The 20920-nt window shown below is 45.9% G+C and carries 18 protein-coding genes; 9 read left to right on the forward strand and 9 right to left on the reverse strand.

Going from position 1 to position 20920, the window contains the following annotated elements:
• A partial coding sequence (locus tag L5M10_RS02375; RefSeq protein WP_263197534.1) for a transposase domain-containing protein occupies window positions 1-207 on the forward strand: 207 nt, incomplete at its 5' end.
• Between the two features lie 312 nt (window positions 208-519).
• Here L5M10_RS02375 and L5M10_RS02380 read toward each other — a convergent pair.
• The 3 genes from L5M10_RS02380 to L5M10_RS02390 form a co-directional block, all read right to left on the reverse strand.
• On the reverse strand, window positions 520-981 hold the full coding sequence (locus tag L5M10_RS02380) for a hypothetical protein (protein ID WP_263236698.1): 462 nt from the start codon (window positions 979-981) through the stop codon (window positions 520-522).
• A 91-nt stretch (window positions 982-1072) separates the two neighbouring features.
• A complete protein-coding gene (locus L5M10_RS02385; protein WP_263254788.1) occupies window positions 1073-1516 on the reverse strand; it encodes a hypothetical protein in 444 nt (147 codons plus the stop codon).
• 16 nt (window positions 1517-1532) lie between these two features.
• Window positions 1533-2078, reverse strand: coding sequence for a mechanosensitive ion channel family protein (locus L5M10_RS02390; RefSeq protein WP_263167454.1), 546 nt, complete (start codon window positions 2076-2078; stop codon window positions 1533-1535).
• Between the two features lie 106 nt (window positions 2079-2184).
• Between L5M10_RS02390 and L5M10_RS02395 the strand changes: the two genes are divergently transcribed.
• The 4 genes from L5M10_RS02395 to ahpF all read left to right on the forward strand — a co-directional run bounded on the left by L5M10_RS02395 (window position 2185) and on the right by ahpF (window position 7229).
• A complete protein-coding gene (locus tag L5M10_RS02395; RefSeq protein WP_113939824.1) occupies window positions 2185-2928 on the forward strand; it encodes a spermidine synthase in 744 nt (247 codons plus the stop codon).
• 89 nt (window positions 2929-3017) lie between these two features.
• Window positions 3018-4553: a leucyl aminopeptidase gene (locus L5M10_RS02400; RefSeq protein WP_263193019.1), complete on the forward strand. Its 1536-nt coding sequence runs from the start codon at window positions 3018-3020 to the stop codon at window positions 4551-4553.
• 371 nt (window positions 4554-4924) lie between these two features.
• Window positions 4925-5494, forward strand: a complete 570-nt coding sequence (gene ahpC / locus L5M10_RS02405; protein WP_105250080.1) for an alkyl hydroperoxide reductase subunit C — start codon at window positions 4925-4927, stop codon at window positions 5492-5494.
• 163 nt (window positions 5495-5657) lie between these two features.
• On the forward strand, window positions 5658-7229 hold the full coding sequence (ahpF, locus tag L5M10_RS02410; RefSeq protein ID WP_263236697.1) for an alkyl hydroperoxide reductase subunit F: 1572 nt from the start codon (window positions 5658-5660) through the stop codon (window positions 7227-7229).
• Window positions 7230-7295: 66 nt separating this feature from the next.
• On the opposite strand, the gene L5M10_RS02415 is transcribed toward ahpF, so the two are convergent.
• From L5M10_RS02415 to brnQ, 6 genes are all read right to left on the reverse strand, one after another.
• Window positions 7296-7736 carry a GNAT family N-acetyltransferase gene (locus L5M10_RS02415; protein WP_263236695.1) on the reverse strand — a complete coding sequence of 147 codons (441 nt, stop codon included), beginning with the start codon at window positions 7734-7736 and terminating at the stop codon, window positions 7296-7298.
• A 34-nt stretch (window positions 7737-7770) separates the two neighbouring features.
• Window positions 7771-8100, reverse strand: coding sequence for a hypothetical protein (locus L5M10_RS02420; protein WP_113939820.1), 330 nt, complete (start codon window positions 8098-8100; stop codon window positions 7771-7773).
• A gap of 23 nt (window positions 8101-8123) precedes the next feature.
• The gene (gene recJ / locus L5M10_RS02425) at window positions 8124-9848 is read right to left on the reverse strand and encodes a single-stranded-DNA-specific exonuclease RecJ (RefSeq protein WP_263236692.1); all 1725 of its coding nucleotides are present in this window, start codon (window positions 9846-9848) and stop codon (window positions 8124-8126) included.
• Window positions 9849-9942: 94 nt separating this feature from the next.
• The gene (dsbC, locus tag L5M10_RS02430; protein ID WP_105250085.1) at window positions 9943-10668 is read right to left on the reverse strand and encodes a bifunctional protein-disulfide isomerase/oxidoreductase DsbC; all 726 of its coding nucleotides are present in this window, start codon (window positions 10666-10668) and stop codon (window positions 9943-9945) included.
• Window positions 10669-10808: 140 nt separating this feature from the next.
• Window positions 10809-11711 (reverse strand): site-specific tyrosine recombinase XerD, encoded by a 903-nt coding sequence (xerD, locus tag L5M10_RS02435; protein WP_105250086.1) that lies wholly within the window; start codon window positions 11709-11711, stop codon window positions 10809-10811.
• A gap of 120 nt (window positions 11712-11831) precedes the next feature.
• Entirely contained in the window at window positions 11832-13244 is a 1413-nt protein-coding gene (brnQ, locus tag L5M10_RS02440; protein WP_168824874.1) for a branched-chain amino acid transport system II carrier protein, read from the reverse strand.
• Between the two features lie 528 nt (window positions 13245-13772).
• Here brnQ and L5M10_RS02445 point away from each other — a divergent pair.
• The 4 genes from L5M10_RS02445 to L5M10_RS02460 all read left to right on the forward strand — a co-directional run bounded on the left by L5M10_RS02445 (window position 13773) and on the right by L5M10_RS02460 (window position 20750).
• Entirely contained in the window at window positions 13773-14489 is a 717-nt protein-coding gene (locus tag L5M10_RS02445; RefSeq protein ID WP_263167463.1) for a tRNA1(Val) (adenine(37)-N6)-methyltransferase, read from the forward strand.
• A 236-nt stretch (window positions 14490-14725) separates the two neighbouring features.
• Complete coding sequence (gene srmB, locus L5M10_RS02450; protein WP_105250089.1) at window positions 14726-15985, forward strand: ATP-dependent RNA helicase SrmB; 1260 nt, start codon at window positions 14726-14728, stop codon at window positions 15983-15985.
• Between the two features lie 362 nt (window positions 15986-16347).
• Window positions 16348-17559: an efflux RND transporter periplasmic adaptor subunit gene (locus L5M10_RS02455; RefSeq protein WP_263238737.1), complete on the forward strand. Its 1212-nt coding sequence runs from the start codon at window positions 16348-16350 to the stop codon at window positions 17557-17559.
• On the forward strand, window positions 17559-20750 hold the full coding sequence (locus L5M10_RS02460; RefSeq protein WP_173246595.1) for an efflux RND transporter permease subunit: 3192 nt from the start codon (window positions 17559-17561) through the stop codon (window positions 20748-20750). Before L5M10_RS02455 ends, L5M10_RS02460 begins: the two co-directional genes overlap by 1 nt.
• The last annotated feature ends 170 nt before the right edge of the window (window positions 20751-20920 follow it).

Below are 20920 nucleotides of genomic sequence, written 5' to 3' on the forward strand. Positions count from 1 at the left end.
CGCGCCATCAAACCGTTCGTGATTGGTCGCAAGGCGTGGTTGTTCGCCAATACCAAGACGGGAGCACAAGCCAGTGCGGCACTGTACAGCCTGGTCGAGACCTCAAAAATCAACGGACTGGAGCCGTATGATTACCTATGCCGCTTATTAACCGAGCTACCCAAAGCCAACACCCAAGAGAAACTACAGCAACTCCTGCCTTACTGATCACCAGCCACACCGCAAGGTGTGGTTGGCGTTACGCTTACGGTCGACAGTGGGCATAGCTACTCTTATCCCCTCTCTACAAGTGCTTTTGGGCTCTGGTATCATAGCTGCTATCATTGCATTTGAAGAATCCTACCGCCAAAAGTCTGAAGCCTTTATCGCCTCGTTAAAATAGCGTTCAGTAATTATCTAAAATACACCTAACGATCTAACTTTTTAAAATCAAATGAATCACTAAAACCTTAACTAATATTATGGTTTTAGTGATTCATCCTTTCATATATTAAACTGCTAGTAAAAAGCAGATAATCACTATTCAGAATATATTTCATCGATAAAGCCATCTAAAACACCTATCTGCAAAAGAGGAAAACCTTCACCCCAAGAAATATCATATCCAATGGAAATGGCATTTGAACCTAGCTTACCAACACCAAGGCTGTATTCATTATTTGCATTAACTTCGATCAGGCATGGCAACAAAAATGTCCAAACATTGGATGAGGAGAGCTCAATATCTGTAGGAACAATGTCAGAAGAGGTAAGGAAATGAATAATCCTAGCAGTTGCATCTTTTCTAATCTGCTCTGCATTATTGATGAGTTTATCGAATGCCTCACATTGGGATACTGTTGGTCCCTCTTTTGTCCCCCAAATACGTATGAGAAAGCCATCCCCTAAATAAGGTATATCTAATTTCCTTTCCCAGATTTTTGATTGACCTTTTCCTGAAATATCACCAAAAGGAAAAATGGTTATTGACTTTACAAACATGCGAACTCCAAATAACTAAGGTTGCCAACCATGGCCAGATCTATCAAGTTTGTTAAAAATTATGTACACGTATAACTCTGACTGTTCTCAATTACAAAGCAGTCATTATCTCCTTTAATTTTCGTGAATATTTTTTGCTGCCTGGGACTCTTATTTTTTTAAGGTAACGTTCTAGTTCATCTTGTTTTTCAATTAAGAGGCAGAACTCAATAATGTATATCACCAAGAAATTTTTATAAAAAGGCAGTGTTGCGATAACATCATCATTGCTCTCTTGCTCATCTGGTGCATCAATAAAAGTATCAATCTTTTTATCAAAGAAACGAGTAAATAGTGGCATGTTCGATGACACTATCTTCTCCATCTCTAAAATATAAAATTCGGCGGCGTTTATTTTTTGTGCATCATAGGCTAATAACACTTTAGGTAGATCACATTCATTCACATTTACTTTGCTATTCTTTTTTGCATAGACGAGTAATGAACTATAAAGTTCAGTATCAATCAATTTGCCAACCTCTTCTTCAATGACCATGTATCTATATCCTTTGTTACTCAGGATCAAACTTCTTTTTGCCTTCGAGTAAGGCCTGACGTTCGGCTAAGGGAGTCTGATCGGCCAGCTTTAACACTGCCTTTTGCAGCATGAGGTTATTGGGATAAGTAATGGTATCGCCATTGTCGCGGTGAATAAGCACATGGAATAACGCGATTTCGATGATCACGCCGCTAATATCTTCATCCTTATCAACCACTCGAATGCGCTCGCCGATACGGTAAGGAAACACGAAAAAGATCAGCACGCCAGCGGTTAAATTACTCAATATCGACCATTGAGCAACCAATGCTACGCCCATTACTGCAAAGGCGGATGACACAAATAGCGACACATCCTGATAGCCCAGTCCGAGCGAGACCGCCATCAATGACAGAGTAATAAAAAACATCACATAGGAAATAAAACGGGTCACTAAACTGGTCCGTGCAACACTCACTTGCTTCATTTGCGCGAGTTTTCTAACCCAATGGGTTAAGGCGCGCTGTAAAAAGATAAACACTACAAGATAAATACAGGCAAGCAGGATTTGATTTGTCATAATAGCGGCTCAATTAACTAAAACTGTCTGAATTCTAACTTTTTTGCACGAGCAGTTATAGCCCGTGCAAACAAGCCAAACAGCTAAACCGAGTAATTAATCCAATATGGCCGATTCGACCCTCTTACATGAAACCCAAGACGCACTAGGCCCGATTCGTGTAATCGATTACGACGACTCACGGATCCTGTCCTTTGGGGATAACGATGAGCAGAGTAAGATCCTCAAGGCGGCGCCCCATATTCCCCAGCACACTTATGTGCAAGCCATGTTGTTGGTTTTACTATTTTGTAAGCCCAAGAGCGCTATTGTTTTAGGTTTAGGCGGCGGCTCGATTATTCACTCACTGCGCAATTTCGACGCGGCAATAAAGTTAACAGCGGTGGAATTACGCCCCGCGGTGATTGAGTTAGCTAAGCGCTATTTTCAGCTGCCGATAGGTAAAAAGCTCAATCTTATCAATGATGATGCTATTGCTTTTTTAGCTGCTGGCGATCATAAAAAAGTGGATGTAATTTTTGCCGATATTTACACAGCCAAAGGCGTTGAAACAGGGCAGCTTTCGCCAATATTCCTTGAGCAATGCACTAACCTCATCAAACCCAATGGGTATTTAGTGCTGAACTGCTGGAAAGAACATAGCCAAAATCGCGAGTTGTTAGCCGACTTACAACAACACTTTGCCCATGTGAACGCTTGTCTCACAGGCGGCGGTAATTGGGTGATTTTTGCGAGCCAATCGCCACAGCTTTTAGGCACCTCGGCCCTTAAAAGTAGTGCTCAATCTTTATCGCAACAATTGGGTTTTGCCCTTGATCGATCATTGACACGCTTTGGGCCTTGGATTTAATACTAATATCAGCAAAATAGCGTAAATTAGTTAACCCTAAGGCTGAGCTTTGATATTCTTCTCACACTTCCATGATATGAGCTGTCACCATGAAAAATAAGCACAAATTTATGTTAAGCGTTATGGCTCTGGCATGCCTTAACTCTCTCAATGCTAACGCCGAAAGTTTTAGTTTTGACACTCGTAGCTCACTGAATTCAGATACATTAGTGCTATTCCAAAGCGCTGATTCTACTACCTATGGGATCGACTTTTTACCTCAGTCGACCCAAGACCAATTAAACCTAGCAACGGCGGATAATATTTTTTCCGGCAAACGGGGGGAAATCCTCGAGATTTTGGTACCCAGCGAAATTGATGCTAAACGGGTCTTACTGGTCGGCATTGGCGATGCAAAAAACTTAACGCCCGGTGACATTAATACCATTGGTGGCAATGTTGCGGCCAAACTCGATACGGTTCCCCAAGCTACAGTGCGTGTACTCACCCAAGGCTTAACTGCTGCGCCGCTATTTGCCTCTGAGCTTGCACACGGAATTGAACTACGCAGTTATCGCTACACTCAGTTCAAAGCGAGCCCCCGTGCCGAGAAGAATTACCAAATCGCTGTCGATGATTTAAGTCGCAACCAAAAACACCATAAAAATCTGCAAGCGGTTGAAGCGGGTGTGTTTTTAGCGCGCGATCTGACAAACGCACCTGCAGACATTATGTATCCCGACAGCTTTGCTAACGAAGCCAGAAAACTCAAATCCCTCGGTGTTAAAGTCACGGTATTAGAAGCCAAAGATATCGAACGTCTACAACTGGGCGCCTTAGCTGCTGTAGGTAAAGGCAGCGAGCGCCCACCTAAGTTAGTGGTCGCCCATTGGCCTGGTAGCAAAGACGCGCCAATCGCACTGGTCGGTAAAGGCATCACCTTCGACTCGGGTGGTTACAATATTAAGGCGACAGGTACTTCAATCGCGCGGATGAAGTCAGATATGGCAGGTGCAGCCACAGTGCTTGGCACTATAAAAGCTATGGCGATTCAAAAAGCGCCTGTCAACGTAGTAGCAATTATGCCAATGGCGGAGAACATGGTATCGGGTCATGCAATGATCCCAGGTGATGTGATTAAAACCGCCCAAGGTCTCACCGTTGAAGTGCTCAACACCGATGCCGAAGGTCGCCTAGTGCTGGCCGATGGCCTCTGGTATGCCAGAGAAAATTATAAGCCATCTGTGATTATCGATGTTGCGACACTGACAGGCTCAAAAGTGAGTGCATTAGGCAATGTTTACGCAGGCTTGTTTACCGATTCTGAGCCTTTAGTGCAGCAGCTAACTTATGCAGGTCAACAGGTTGGCGAAAAAGTCTGGCGCTTACCGTTAGATCAAGCCTATGCGGATGAGCTTAAATCCACTATCGCGGATCTCACAAACACAGGTAAAGAAGGCAGCGCGGGTGCTTCCTCTGCGGCCATGTTCTTAAAACGCTTTGCGGGCGAACAGCCTTGGGCACATTTGGATATCGCGGGCAATGCCTTAACCGCCACTGATACCGCTGTTGTGCCTGCGGGTGCAACAGGTTACGGCGTGCGCTTACTCAGCACTTGGTTAACTCAACCCAAAGCACAGAACTAGAACCTAGAACCTAGAACCTAGAACCTAGAACCTAGAACCTCAGTATCTTGTTTTAATTGTATTTACACTTTAAGGGATATCATTGATATCCCTTTTTTATGCTCGAAATTTATCTTATCTCAATCACCAAAGACCAAAGACCAGCCGACTAAACCCAGACTACACCCAATCACGCCAAACCCGCAGCAGTCGTAGAAAAACCGATTGAGTCCGACCTAATCGCATCACCATTCGACTAAACCGATTAGGATAATAGTTTTTATCCGTTATCTTAATTTTAATCGAGTCGGTAATATGCTTCACATCGACAGGACGCAAGCAAATGTCCTCGTTATGAACTTAAGCCATCATCAACTAAATGGAAGCATAAAATGACTCAATCAATTATCAACAGCACAATCAAACCATTCAAAGCCACTGCATTCCACAATGGTGAGTTCGTTCCAGTAACTGAACAAGACCTGTTAGGTAAATGGTCTGTTGTCTTCTTCTACCCAGCAGATTTTACCTTTGTTTGCCCAACTGAATTAGGTGACATGGCTGATCACTACGAAAAACTGCAAGGAATGGGTGTTGAAGTTTACTCAGTATCAACTGACACTCACTTCACTCACAAAGCATGGCATGACACGTCAGACACCATCAAGAAGATCAACTTCCCAATGCTGGCTGACCCAACAGGCACTATCAGCCGTAACTTCGGCGTGATGATTGAAGAAGACGGTTTAGCACTACGTGGTACTTTCGTGATTAACCCAGAAGGCCAAATCAAGGTCAGCGAAGTTCACGATTTAGGCATCGGCCGTAGCGCTCAAGAGCTAGTTCGTAAAATTCAAGCAGCTCAATATGTTGCTACTCACGATGGCGAAGTTTGCCCAGCTAAATGGCAACCTGGTGACGAAACATTAGCACCGTCTTTAGACCTCGTTGGCAAAATCTAATTTAGCCTGCAAAGCCTCAACCCCGCCAGTCTAGCATCCCAAGCTGATTGGCGTTACAGCCGACACAGTTGTAGCGCCACGCAGCAAAGGATTAAGCCCGCCCCTGCAAGGGCCTAGACTGGCCCCCTTACTTCTCCCTTTTAAGCGATTTTGGAGTCATCACATGTTAGATGCGAATTTAAAAAATCAACTGCAAACCTATCTGCAAAACCTCAAGAGACCAGTTGAACTTGTCGTGTCTGCAGATGAAAGTAGAAAGTCTCAAGAATTAAAAAGCTTAGCGCAAGACATTGTCAGCCTATCTTCTCTGGTGAGCCTGAAAGAAGTTCAGGGCGAACGCATCCCGGCGATGACAGTGATTAACCCAGAGCTTAATACGCAAATCAGCTTTGCTGGTCTGCCTATGGGTCACGAATTTACCTCACTCGTGCTGGCATTACTGCACACGGGTGGACACCCAATCAAACTCAGCGATGATATTATTGAGCAGATCCGCAATCTGCCAGGCAAATATGCCTTTGAAACTTACGTCTCACTGACCTGCCAAAACTGCCCAGACGTAGTACAGGCACTGAACATGATGGCGGCCATTAACCCGAAGATCACCAACGTGATGATCGACGGTGCCCTGTTCCAAGAAGAAGTAACCAGCAAAAACATTATGGCTGTGCCTTCTGTCTACTTAAATGGCGAAGTGTTTGCCGCCGGCCGTATCAGCATTGGCGAGATCCTCAATAAACTGGATACCAATGCCGCAAGCCGTAAGGCCGATGAAATTAATGAAAAAGCGCCATTCGAAGTCTTAGTCGTCGGCGGCGGCCCAGCCGGCGCAGCGGCCGCTATTTATGCAGCACGTAAAGGACTTCGCACCGGTATTGTTGCAGACAAGTTTGGCGGACAAGTGGCCGAAACCGTCGGTATCGAGAACTTTATTTCGGTCAAAGCGACCGAAGGTCCAAAACTAGTGGCAAACCTTGAAGCCCATGTACGAGACTACGAAGTTGACATCATGGACAACCAAAAAGCTTTGTCATTGACGACTGACGGTTTGTTCGAGCTTGAACTGGCAAGCGGCGCTAAATTACGTAGCCGTACCGTATTGTTAGCCACAGGTGCCCGCTGGCGTGAAATGAACGTCCCCGGCGAGAAAGAATACCGTGGCAAAGGCGTCGCATACTGCCCACATTGTGATGGCCCGTTATTTAAGGGCAAGCGTGTGGCGGTGATCGGCGGCGGTAACTCAGGTATCGAAGCGGCTATCGATCTTGCGAACATAGTAGAACATGTGACTGTGCTGGAATTTGATAAAACCCTGCGCGCCGACGATGTACTGCAACGTAAAGCGGCTTCTATGGGTAACATTAAAATCATTACCCAAGCCATGACCACTGAAGTGACTGGCGATGGTACTCGGGTTAATGGCCTGAACTACACAGACAGAGCCACTGGCGAGAGTCACCATGTCGCACTTGCAGGTATCTTCGTGCAGATTGGGCTAGTACCGAATGCGGAATGGTTGAAGGGCACGATCGATTTAACCCCAAGGGGCGAGATCATAGTCGATGAGCGCGGGCAAACCTCAGTCCCAGGTATTTTTGCCGCAGGTGATGTCACTAACTCACCTTTCAAGCAAATTATCATTGCCATGGGCAGCGGCGCGACCGCATCACTGGGCGCATTTGATTACTTAATTCGCCACAGCGATGAAGAAACCGCCGCGACCAAAGCCGCTTAAGGCTTCGTCAACAGACATCAAAGCTAACGCAAAAATAGCCAGCAAATGCTGGCTATTTTTTTGATGTTAACTAAGGTATTGATAAGGCTTAGCAGGCCTAATTTGCATGAGCATTTCAGGGGTATCGACCGCGTTGAAACCAAACTGGGCGTAGAGTCCATGGGCATCGCGGGTGGCTAACATTATCCGTCTTAAACCTTGTAATTCAGGATGTTCCATAATTGATGTCATCATCAACTTACTTAAGCCTAAGCCACGGTGCGACTCAAGTACAAACACATCGGCAAGATAGGCAAAAGTGGCTTTATCTGTGATTAAGCGGCCAAAAGCCACTTGTTGATTGTCCTTATCAAATACCCCAAAACACAGGCTATTGGCTAACGCTTTTTGTAGCAGCGCCTTTGGCATGCCCTGCGCCCAATAGCTATTACTAATAAAGCCATGGATAACCTCAAGATTCATTTCAGCTTGGTCTGTACTGACTCTGTATCCTGTTTCCTGCTGCATTTTCCTTTCTCCGAAATTTTCCGTTAACGTCAGTTCAGGTGTTATTGGCACTCATAAATATCATAAATGCCATCGCTAATAACACCACTTTAGCTAACGAATACAAAGCCCCCGCTAAAGTGCCACCGCCATGATAACTAAAGGCTAAGTGACGATTGATTTCATACTTAAAGGATTTAGCTAAATAACGGTAAGCGAGAAAGTAAAACAAGGAGGCTGCTGGCCAAATCCCCATAAGTAGCATTTGCCCCTGAGCCTTAGTGGTGAGTAAGGTTGAGATAAACGGTATGCTTAAGCAGACAACATATATCCAAGCAAAACGCTTAAGTAGCTGGCGGATTTTTTTATCGGATAATGATTTCAACTTCACTCCTTGTCATCAGAAGCTTACATAGCTTCGATTTGCTCAACCATAAGTTGCAGCGAAAAATTGCCGCGATACTCATTCACATCGAGTTTATACACAACACGGGCATGATTAATCGTCGCATCTGGCCAAGTATGCAAATCCACATTAAAGGCAATGGCATCGAGCATCACAGTGCCGCATTGGGTTTCGAGTACGAGCTTAAGGTGACGCTCACCGACAAGACGTTGTTGCACTATCGTAAAGTAACCATCGAATAACGGCTCTTCGAAAGCTTGTCCCCAAGGCCCCGCATTGCGCAGTAACTGAGCCATTTCAAGATTCAACTCTGCGGGAGTGAGTTCGCCATCGGACCAAAGCTCGCCCGTTAACAACTCAGGTTTAAGCTGCTCACGCACCGCATCATCATAGGCTTTAGCAAATGTCGCAAAACTGCCCGCTTTGAGCGATAAACCCGCCGCCATTGCATGACCACCAAATTTGATAATCAGTCCCGGATGGCGAGTGTTCACTAACTCCAATAAGTCGCGCATATGCAAGCCTTTGATCGAACGCGCAGAACCTTTAATTTCACCATTGCCCGCATCGGCAAAGGCAATCACGGGTCTATGGTATTTGTCTTTAATGCGCGAGGCCAAAATCCCGATCACGCCTTGATGCCAATCCTCTTGAAATAAAGCAATCCCCCAAGGTAACTCGGCTTCGTTAAGCTTTAAGTGCTCTAGGCTTTTTAAGGCTTCCTGCTGCATGCCGACTTCCAGCTCACGACGTTCTTGATTCAATCCGTCAAGCTCTGCCGCCATGCGCCGTGCATACATCATGTCTTCGCAGAGTAAGGTTTCAACCCCAAGTGCCATTTCATCTAGTCGCCCTGCGGCATTCAGTCTAGGGCCCACGGCAAAACCAAAGTCAGATGCGACAATGCGCGCCGGATTTCGCTTCGCCACTTCAAGCAACGCAGTAATCCCCACACGGCAACGCCCGGCTCGCACGCGCTGCAAACCTGCTTCAACCAAAATACGATTATTGGCATCGAGTGACACCACATCGGCAACGGTGCCAAGGGCAACGATATCGAGTAATGTGCCTAAATTAGGCTCAGAAATACCATGGGTTTGATACCAGTTTCGCGTCCGTAATTCAGCCCTTAATGCGGTCATCAAATAAAAGGCCACGCCGACACCCGCTATCGATTTACTGGCAAATGGACAGCCCGGTTGGTTAGGGTTCACTATCGCATCGGCAGCGGGTAACTCATGGCCGGGTAAATGATGGTCGGTAATCACCACTTGCATACCAAAGGCTTTGGCCGCCGCAACACCGTCAATTGATGAAATACCATTATCAACTGTGATGAGTAGCTCAGCCTGTTTGGAAGCCGCAACTGCAACAATTTCAGGGCTTAAGCCGTAGCCGTAATCGAAGCGATTGGGGATCAAATAATCCACTCTCACCGAGCCCATCATCCGCAGCGCCAACATACACACACTGGTCGATGTGGCGCCGTCTGCGTCAAAGTCACCCACGATCAAAATCGACTTATTAGCCTGCATTGCATCGGCGATAAGCGCCGCGGCTTCGGGCAACCCTTTCATGGTTTCAGGTCTTAATAGACCCTTAAGGACAAGCTCGCATTCGTGGGTTAGCGCACCACGGCGAGCGTAAAGCTGTTTCAATAGCGGCGAAAGATGAGCGGGTAAATGGCTATCATCAACGGTTGGGCGACGGACTATCTTATGGATCAAGGGACTCAAACTCTCATGAAATCGTGGCAATAAGATAACAAAAAGGTGAGCCTTAAGCTCACCTTTCGTGGGATAAATTTTACATTTTAGGCTGTTACTGACGTGCCTCTAAGGTGCGTAATAAGTCTTCAGGCGGTTGATAACCAGGGATCATATTGCCATCTTCTAATACGATTGCAGGCGTACCATTAACACCAAAGGTTGTACCTAAAGCATATTGCTCAGCAATTTTAGCATCACATGTTGCCGCGGCAACTTTGCTGCCCGCTTTAGCATCAGTCATGGCTTTTAATGGATCTTTAGCACACCAGATAGCTTGCATCTCATCGGCATTAGCTGACGGCACACCCGCGCGCGGGAAGGCTAAGTAACGCACTGTAATACCAAGTTTATTGTAGTCAGACATTTGGCTATGCAATTTACGGCAATAACCACAGCTAACATCGGTAAATACAGTGACCACGTGTTTTTCGTTTTTCGCTTTATAGACAAGCATATTCTCTTCAAGCGGCTTCATCATTTCTAAACGCGGACCCGCTAATGCGGCTTCGGTTAAGTTTTTCATGCCCTTATCGATATCATACACACTACCGTGGAATAGTTTTGAACCATCACGGCTAATATAGAGCACGCCGCGGTTGGTCATGGCTTGATACAAGCCCTCAATTGGTGAGTCCTGCATAGAAATGACTTCAACATCTAACATCTCACCGAGTTTTTGCTTAATCGCAGCGGTATCGGGAGACGTCGCAGTGGCAGCGCTGGCAAGTGGTGCAACTAGGAGGGCAAAAACTAAGGATAATGCTGGGGTCAACTTCATGGGACATCCTATAAATTGTGTCGCTACAACGAGATATTGGGGCCGTTCTAACTCGAGATATTCAATAGACCCTGTATAGGGGCAAAAAGTTACAGACAAGCCGCGCGGAAAGCAAATTTATGCTGTAACTAAATCCTTTTTTAGCCTCTAGGATGATGCTGTTGATGCAATTCCTGCAATCTTGCCCGTGCGACATGGGTATAAATCTGCGTGGTCGATAAGTCGCTGTGACCTAATAACAGTTGGACAACCCGCAGATCGGCACCGTGATTGAGCAAATGAGTGGCAAAAGCATGGCGTAAAGTGTGCGGTGATAATGCAGTTTCAATCCCCGCACGCAGAGCATAAAGTTTAATCCGATGCCAAAAAGTTTGCCGCGTCATCATCTGCCCACGTTTCGACGGAAATACCACATCAGATTGTTTATTACCGAGCAACTCTTGGCGAGCAAATTTCATGTAGCCCTCCACTTCGGTAATAGCCAATTCCCCCAGCGGCACAAGACGCTCTTTGCCACCCTTGCCCACAATACGTACTAAGCCTTGGCGCAAACTCATTTGTTCCATGGTCAAGCCGACAAGTTCACTCACCCTGAGGCCAGTTGCATACAAAAGCTCTAGCATTGCCTTGTCACGGCATTCGACAGCATCATCCACATTGGGCTCAGACAGTAAACGGTCAACCTGCGACTCACTCAGAGAATCCGGCAAATGGCGCGTTAACTTAGGCGACTCGACTAAGGCCATAGGATCGGCTGAAATCTGTTTGGTCTGCACCAGATAAGTATAGAAACGCCGTAAACTGCTGAGCAGCCGAGCGCTACTGGTACGCGCAAAATTCTGCTCAACTCTAAAGGCCAGATATGCCCTAACATCGGCCTGAGAAACCGCGAGTAACGTCACGCCTTGCTGACCTTGATAACGATCAAAATGGCGTAGATCGGTACGATAGGCCGATAGCGTGTTATCACTCAGTCCTTTGCTTGACCAAAGATCATCAAGAAAAGCATCGATAAGTGGATCTGGCATATAGGTTTTAGGCACAAATACTCCATAAAAAAACGGCGTAATCAAATGATACGCCGTTGATATTAATTTAAATATGTCTAAGCCTGCATAAGCTTAACTGAGTTAAGCATAAAGACGAGAACTAGAATGCAAAGCCTAGGCTGCAGCCGTTTGACCACGGCCACGACCGAATACTAAACACAGTGCAATCGTCGCAATGGTCGGCAATAACCAAGCCATACCTTCTTCATAGAGTGGCAGCTTAGATAACACTGGAGACATAACATTCACTATATGGATAAAAACCTGTGCTAAGCCATTCATGGCTTGACCATCAGCGTCAGTCAAACTTTTCGCTGCCACTTTAAGACCATCGAAGATGCCGAAAAACAGTGCCACGCTCAGTACTGCACGATGTGCAAACTGTGGATTCGCAAAATAAGCGGTCAGGAAAGTCACAACCACAAGAGCAATAGCCACAGGATAAATCGTCATTAATACGGGAATACTAATAGCAATCAACTGACTTAGGCCAACGTTCGCAATCACAGCACATATCAAGCTTAAAAAGATCACCAGGAAACGGTAAGACAGTTTAGGCATTAGCTCATTAAAGAACTCAGAACACGCACTCACCAGCCCAACCGCAGTGGTTAAACAAGCTAAAGTCACGACTGATGACAACAAGACTGAGCCTAGTTCCCCAAACTCGCGGGTCACGTAATTTGTTAATATTTCGCCACCATTTTTAGTGCCGATAGCGATGTCGCCGGCGGTTGCACCTAAAAAGAACAAGGACACATACACAAAAGTTAAACCAGCGGCGGCAATAAAGGCTGCACGGATTAGATACTTAGTTTGATCACTGGGTTGGTCAATGCCCTTTTTACGCAGGATATCAATAATCAACATACCAAACATCAAGGATGCTAACGTATCCATAGTGTTATAGCCTTCCAAAATACCTTTGGTCAGTGGATGCTGTTGGTAATCCCCCACAGCTTGGCCTACTTCGGATGCAGGTAAAAACAGCACTGAAACGGCTAATCCGACCAACAAAATCAATAAAATAGGCGTTAATACTTTACCTACGCTATCGAGCAACTTACCAGGGAAAAGCGCCAGCAACATAGTGACAGCGAAGAAACCTAATGTGTATAGCAGTTGCGTCAGGTTTAATTCCAAACTGCCCAGCAAAAACGTTGCCGTAGTGTCATCGATAAATGGCTTAGCGCCAATCTCGTAAGCCACTAATCCCGTACGCGGCGCAGCAAAAGCAGGGCCGATAATAATGTAAATCGCGACGGCCAATGTCGTTGCTGCAAATACTGGCAGCATAGCCATAACCTTACCTTGAGCCTTAGCGACAGCAATCAGTCCAACTAAAGGTAAACCTACGGCGGTAATCAAAAAACCCAACATGGCGAGGGGCATATTTTCGCCCGCTAACATACCCGCGAATGGTGGAAAAATTAGGTTTCCCGCACCTAAAAAGAACGCAAAGGTCATAAAACCTAAGCCTAATGTATCTCCGATACTCATCTGATTGTCTTGCACTGGAAGCCCCATCTTGTCTTATTGTTTTTTTACAAACTTAAGTGATTATGTGTCGATTAGCCATAGCTAAAACAAAGCCCATCCGGAGTGCAAATCTATGTTTACACAATTCCGTGGTAAATATGTTCGATATCTGCCGAGTTTATAAACGATGGCGAACGTTTATGTAGCCTAACTGACGACTAATTCACCAACAAACTCGTTTACCTATCCGTTAATCTTAAAAGTGATTAAAAATGGGGGCGAAACTAATACCAGACTTAAAGCATCAATACAAGACAACAAGTCCGTTCAGGCAAAAAAAGCTAAATAATGCTAATTAACTGCTAATAAAAGGTTTCTAAGGCAATAAATTAAAGCGTTAATTAAGTGAAATTAGTATTACCACGTAAAATAGTAAATGATTTGGCGACACAAATTCATACAGCTAGGACAGATGCGACTGTTTAAAAACATTAGCTAAAAACGAGGGCTAGAATTAGAATATTGCGCGCCCAATATTGGGCCTAAATCACTTTAGAACGGCAAAATTAACTCCCCATGGCATTCACTTTTAAACAATTTCATATCGATGACATGAATTGCGGCATGGCCGTAGGCACAGACAGCGTCGTCCTTGGGGCATGGGCACAACTGACCACCGCGAAATCAATCTTAGATATAGGCGCAGGCAGCGGCTTACTCAGTTTAATGGCAGCTCAGCGCAGTCAAGCACATATCACCAGTGTCGAATTAGACACCAATGCCGCCCATGCTTGCCAACATAACTTCCACAATAGTCCTTGGGCTAATCGACTGACCTTAGTTAATTGCAGCATCCAAGACTTTTGCCAACAAACTGAGTATCAAGAGTATTTTGATCACATAATTTGTAATCCCCCCTATTTTGAGCAAGGCACGCAAGCGATACAATCCCAGCGCGCTATGGCCCGCCACACAGATAGCTTAAGCTTTACCGCACTACTCGATGCCATTCATGTGTGCCTAGCACCACAAGGAAAAGCAAGCCTCATATTACCAATGCAGAGTATGGCGCGTTTCGACGAAATACTAACGCACTCTCAGCTCAATTTGATTGAAATAACCAACCTTATCAGCATTGTAGGGAAAAGCGCTAATCGAGTACTCTGCGTGCTCGCCCACAAGACTCATCCACAAATGGCTCCAAAGCTCAGTGATATCACTATTCGTGAAAGTTCAGGCCAATACACACAAACCATGGTGCAATTGGTTCGAGATTTTTACCTTAAATACTGATATCGAGTCCAATCCTGACACATTAAGTAAAGCTAGCTAAGTTTGGCAAATTTAACGAAAGGTCCAATTTCCCACAAATTAAATGCTAATACATTGACCTAAAAGTAATTAACTTATGCCAATTACCATAAAACTTTACTGACACAGAAGATAAACACAGGAGATCTAGATAAGTTATTTAAGTTAACCGCCATAACCTTTATAATGCTTCGCTATTATCCGTCGAGACGCTGCGCATGCAATTTGAAGATTTCCAGCTTGACCCTAGCTTATTAGAGTCGCTTAATGCCATGGGGCATCATTCACCCACTACGATTCAGCAAGAAACGATTCCTTACGCCCTAGAGCAAAGAGATATTCTTGCGCGCGCCCCGACAGGAACAGGTAAAACAGCGAGCTTTTTACTGCCATCGCTACAACATTTGATCGATTTCCCCCGTCGTTTTGCTGGACAAGCAAGGGTGCTAATCCTCACGCCAACCCGTGAGTTAGCCAGCCAAATCCACCGTTATGCGAGTCACCTAGCCACAGGCCAAGGTTTAGATATTGCTATCGTTACTGGTGGCGTTCCTTATGGACCACAGGAAGAAGCCTTAGCAGGCAACGTCGATATTCTGGTCGCGACCCCAGGCCGCCTAATGGAATATTTAGACAAAGGCAATTTCAACGCCCAAGAAGTCGATATCTTAATTATCGACGAAGCCGATCGCATGTTAGACATGGGCTTCTCTTCTGTGGTGCAAGCCATTGCTATTGAGGCCCAAGGCCGCAAACAGAACATGCTGTTCTCTGCCACCTTAGAAGGCGGCGGTGTACAACGTTTTGCCCGTGAAGTGTTAAACGACCCGATTGAAATCGATGTTGAAGCCCCTCGCAGTGAAAAAGCCAAGATCCACCAATGGATTCACTTAGCCGATGATAAAGAGCATAAATTTGCGCTGTTGTGCCATTTGCTACGCCAAGAAGATGTCAAACGGACTATCGTATTTGTGAAAACCCGCGACATCGTTTCTAGCCTAGAAGGCCAGTTACTTAAAGTCGGTATTCCCTGCGCCTTTATGCGTGGCGATATGGAACAGAAGAAACGCTTCCAAGCCTTGAGTCGCTTTACTAAAGGTGAAGTCAATGTCTTGTTAGCGACGGATGTGGCTGCACGCGGTATCGATATCGACGATATCACCCATGTGATCAACTTCGATATGCCACGTTCTGCCGACACTTATATCCACCGTATTGGCCGTACTGGCCGCGCTGGCGCAAAAGGTACCGCGATTTCGCTTGCCGAAGCCCACGACATGCGTATCGTTGGTAAAATCGAGCGTTATATCGAGCAACCGTTGAAACGCCGCGTGATCGAAGAGCTGCGTCCAAAGAATAAAGAAGCGCGCACACCGGGTAAGAAAAAAGCCAAAGTGAAAGCGAAAGAAGCTGCGAAGAAAACGAGCAAGAAAGAAGCGGCAAAGAAAGCGAGTAAAATCGCCCGTAAGAAAAAGTAACACCCGCTTAAACTTACCAAACTAAAGCCGCTATATGCGGCTTTTTTATTACCAAAATATAACTTACGTGGGTGATGTTACTAAAAATATCCTGCTATGTTTAATTATATAGAATGAAATGCGGCGGATTTAGAGCAGTTAACCCCAATACGTATTCATTCTTATTTCAATATATTCCAATTACCTAACTGAACCTTTCATCACCTTTCTGCTCTAATTTTCGCCCAAATATCGATGCATGATGCGCATATCTGTCGCGGCATCACTTTTAGAAACATTTAATTTACAAAAATAAATTTATTGGCGTGGCCGACTCTGCTACTTTAACCCCATTACGCGATTAGCATGGATTTAACCATTATATGATGAAGACCCTACTGAGGAGACTGTCTCCTTTTCTTATTCTGCTGCTGTTTGTCTTTGGCGCAGCCTTATTAATGCAAACGAAGGAGGCGCCAGAACAAAAACCTGAAGAGATGCCTATTCCTATCGTTGATGTCACGCAAGTGACTCAGCAAACAGTATCGCTAAACTTACCTTCCTACGGCGTGGTTACCCCAAAGTATAAAACCCAACTCGTGACCGAAGTTCAAGGCAGAATGCTCACTATTTCCCCTCATTTTGTTGCAGGTGGCATAGTCAAGAAAGGCGACCAATTAGCGCAAATCGAGCCCTCAGATTACGAGGCTGACTTAATGCAAGCCGAAGCTACGCTGGCCCAAGCCACCGCCGCACTGAACGAAGAAATAGCCCGTGGTGAAGTCGCTAAAATCGAATTCAAAGGCTACGACAAGGGCTTGCCCCCTGAGTTAGGTCTACGTATCCCGCAACTCAAAAAAGAACAAGCTAACGTAAAATATGCGCAGGCAGCACTGGCGCGCGCCCAACGTAACCTTGAGCGCACGGTTATTCGCGCGCCCTTTGATGGCATAATCAAAGTTAGAAATGTCGATTTAGGTCAATACGTTAGCTTAGGCACTAATCTAGGTGAGCTCTATGACACTCGCGTTGCCGAAATCCGCTTACCCATTTCTAATGATGATTTAGCCTATCTAGAGTCCGTCGATAATCCCGATACCCAAGTCACACTTAGCGCCTCTTTGGCGGGCAAAGAAAATACTTGGGAAGGCAATATTATCCGCAGTGAAGGTGTTATCGATGCCGAAAATCGCATGGTGTATTTGGTCGCAGAAATCAAAGATCCCTATCTGCGCGCGAATAAAGTGCCAGGTAGCTTACCGCTTAAATACGGCAGCTTCGTCAATGCAGTCATCAAAGGTCGCACTGTCGATGGCATAGTTAAATTACCCCGCCATATTGTCCGCAACGAGCATGTCGCCCTCGTTAACGATAAAAATATCGTTGAGATGCGCCAGGTGAACATAGTGCGCAGCGATCTGGAACATGTGTTTATCAAGGACAGTTTAAAAACCGGCGAGCGCGTCGCTACGACCCACTTCAACAGTATGGCAAATGGGCAAATGGTCAAAATCTTAGGTGAAGCGGCATTGCCCACTGAGACACCAAAAGAAAATACTCCTGAATCGAGTCTTGCGGCCGCTGGAGTTAAATAATGGACACTCAAAAAGGGATCTTAGCTTGGTTCGCCCGCAACAGTGTGGCCGCGAACTTATTAATGTGTGTTCTACTCATCGGCGGCCTGTTCAGCAGTATTTTGATTAATAAAGAGGTTTTTCCTTCTTTCGAACTCAATTTATTAAATATTTCCGTCGCATATCCGGGTGCGGCGCCACAGGAAATCGAAGAAGGCATCAACATCAAGATTGAAGAAGCCATCCAAGATATCAACGGCATCAAGAAAGTGACTTCTGTGGCTAGCGAAGGCGTTGGCTCGATTACCGTTGAAGTTGAAGACGGTTACGAAGTGCAGACCATTCTCGATGAAGCCAAACTGCGGTTAGATGCAATTTCAACCTTCCCAGTGAACATCGAAAAACCGAATATCTCTCAAATCAAACCTGAGAATAACGTCATTTGGGTGTCTGTTTATGGCGATATGACACTCCACGATATGAAAGAATTGGCTAAGTCGGTTCGTGACGATTTAACCCAACTCCCCGCGGTAACCCGTGCGAAAGTGACTGGGGTGCGCGATTATGAAATCGGTATTGAAGTTTCTGAGAATAAGTTACGAGAGTACGGTTTGACCTTCTCGCAGGTCGCATTAGCAGTGCAAAACTCTTCCTTAGACTTACCAGGCGGCTCTATTCGTGCTCAAGATGGCGATATCCTATTGCGCACCAAAGGCCAAGCCTACACGGGCGATGACTTTGCCAATATAGTCGTCACAACTCGCGCCGACGGTAGCCGCGTGATGCTGCCACAAGTAGCTACCATCAAAGATGATTTCGAAGAACGTTTGGAATATACCCGCTTTAACGGCAAACCCGCTGCGATTATTGAAGTTACCAGCATTGATGATCAAAACGCCTTAGACATTGCAGACCAAGTTAAACAGTACGTAGAACAGCGCCGCGCCACACTGCCAGCTAACGCTCAACTCGATACTTGGGGTGATATGACCCACTATCTCCAGGGCCGCTTAGACATGATGATGTCGAACATGTTTTACGGTGCCTTGTTGGTGTTTATCATCTTAGCTATGTTCCTCGATCTGAAGTTAGCATTTTGGGTCATGATGGGGATACCCGTGTGTTTCCTCGGCACTATGTTGGTCATGCCGCTCGAACCTTTCTCCATGACGATCAACATGTTGACCCTATTCGCTTTTATCTTGGTGCTCGGAATAGTGGTGGATGATGCTATTGTCATCGGCGAGAGTGCCTACACAGAGGTCGAACGCCACGGTCACTCGGTTGAGAACGTGATCCGCGGCGCGCAAAAAGTGGCGATGCCCGCGACCTTCGGGGTCTTAACTACAATTGCGGCATTTATTCCCATGTTAATGGTTTCTGGCCCTATGGGGATTATCTGGAAATCCATCGGTATGGTGGTCATCCTCTGTTTAGCCTTCTCACTGGTAGAGTCTAAGTTCATTCTGCCAGCGCATTTAGCGCACATGAAGTTTAAAAAACCTGGCGCACCAAAGGGATTCTTTGGCCACCTAAAAGCCAATTTTAACGACAGAGTGCAATACTTTATTCACCACAGCTATCGCAACTTCCTCGAGCGCTGTATCAAACACAGATACAACGTGGTCGCTGCCTTTATCGGTGTATTGATTCTGTCGATTGCCTTAGTCGCCAGTGGCAAAGTGCGCTGGGTATTTTTCCCAGACATTCCCTCAGACTTTATTCAAGTTGAACTTGAAATGGATGAAGGCAGCTCCGAAGGTAACACCTTAAAAGTGGTACAGAGCATAGAAGAAGCCCTGTACAAGATGAACGAAAAAATGGAGAAAGATAACGGCTATCAAGTGGTGAAGCATAGCTTTATCAATATGAGCTCCCGTACCTCTGCCTTCATTTTTGCCGAACTGACGAAAGGTGAAGACCGTGAAGTCGATGGCGTGACGATTGCTGCCGCGTGGCGTGAACAATTGCCTGAGCTTTTGTCGGTTAAAAAACTCAGCTTTAACGCGAGCACCAACGATGCCGGTGGCGATATTTCCTTCAGACTAACCTCGAGTGACCTCGATGAACTGTCCGCGGCCTCTAAAGAGTTGAAGCAAAAACTCGCCAGCTACGAAGGCGTGTACGATATTGCCGACAACTTCTCCTCGGGCAGTCATGAAATTCGCCTGAAGATACGTCCAGAGGCTGAAGCCCTTGGCCTGACCCTTTCCGATTTAGCTCGCCAAGTGCGTTACGGTTTCTATGGTTATGAAGCCCAACGTATTTTACGTAATAAAGAAGAAATCAAGGTGATGGTGCGCTACCCATTAGAGCAACGTCGTACTGTGGGTTATCTTGAAAATATGCTGATCCGCACGCCAACGGGCACCTCGGTTCCCTTCTCGACCGTGGCACAAATTGAGAAAGGCGAATCCTACGCCTCAATTACCCGTGTTGACGGTAAGCGAGCGATCACCATCACGGCAAATGCCAACAAAAACATCGTTGAACCTTCAAAAGTGGTACAGGAAATCCAAAAAGATTACCTGCCACAATTGCAGGCCAAGTACCCTAAAATCCAAACTGCACTGGACGGTGGCAGTTTGGATGAACAGAATGCCATGGTCGGTTTGATGCAAGGCTTCTTCTTTGCGCTGTTCACCATTTATGCTTTGATGGCCGTGCCACTTAAATCCTACAGTCAGCCGTTAATCATCATGTCTGTGATCCCCTTCGGGATTATCGGCGCTCTGTTTGGTCACTTAATTCAGGGACTCGCGATGAGCGTGTTAAGTCTCTGCGGCATAGTGGCATTAGCGGGAGTGGTGGTGAACGACTCCTTGATTTTGGTGGACTTTGTGAACCGTGCGCGGGAGCAAGGGCAGTCGGTCAGACAGGCTGCGGTCGATTCAGGCTGTTATCGTTTTAGGGCGATCATCCTGACGTCACTCACCACCTTCGTCGGCTTAGTGCCTATTATTCTCGAGCGTAGTTTGCAGGCGCAAATAGTGATCCCTATGGCGACATCCCTCGCCTTCGGTATCCTGTTCTCGACCCTTGTGACGCTAATTTTAGTGCCCTTGCTGTACATCATACTCGACGACATTAAGCGCACTAGCAGCCGCTTCTTCCATTGGTGGTGGCAGCCTAAAAAAGACCATGAAGTGGACTTTACACCTGAGCATTTAGAGCCGCCGGTCCCCACTGACTATAAAAAAGACTATCTATAGGAAGTTAACTAGAAGCAGTTAATCAATGTCTTGAACCTTAAAAAGAGAGCTTAGGCTCTCTTTTTAATCCTCTGTGCGAGTCAATAACCTCTTAATCATCTATGTCATTTTGAGTCTGCTGCGAGTGGCTTGAGCTTTCAAGTTGCGATCTAGTTGACAGTTATCGCATC

It is taken from the genome of Shewanella sp. SM32 (assembly GCF_025654235.1).
Lineage (GTDB): Bacteria > Pseudomonadota > Gammaproteobacteria > Enterobacterales > Shewanellaceae > Shewanella > Shewanella oncorhynchi.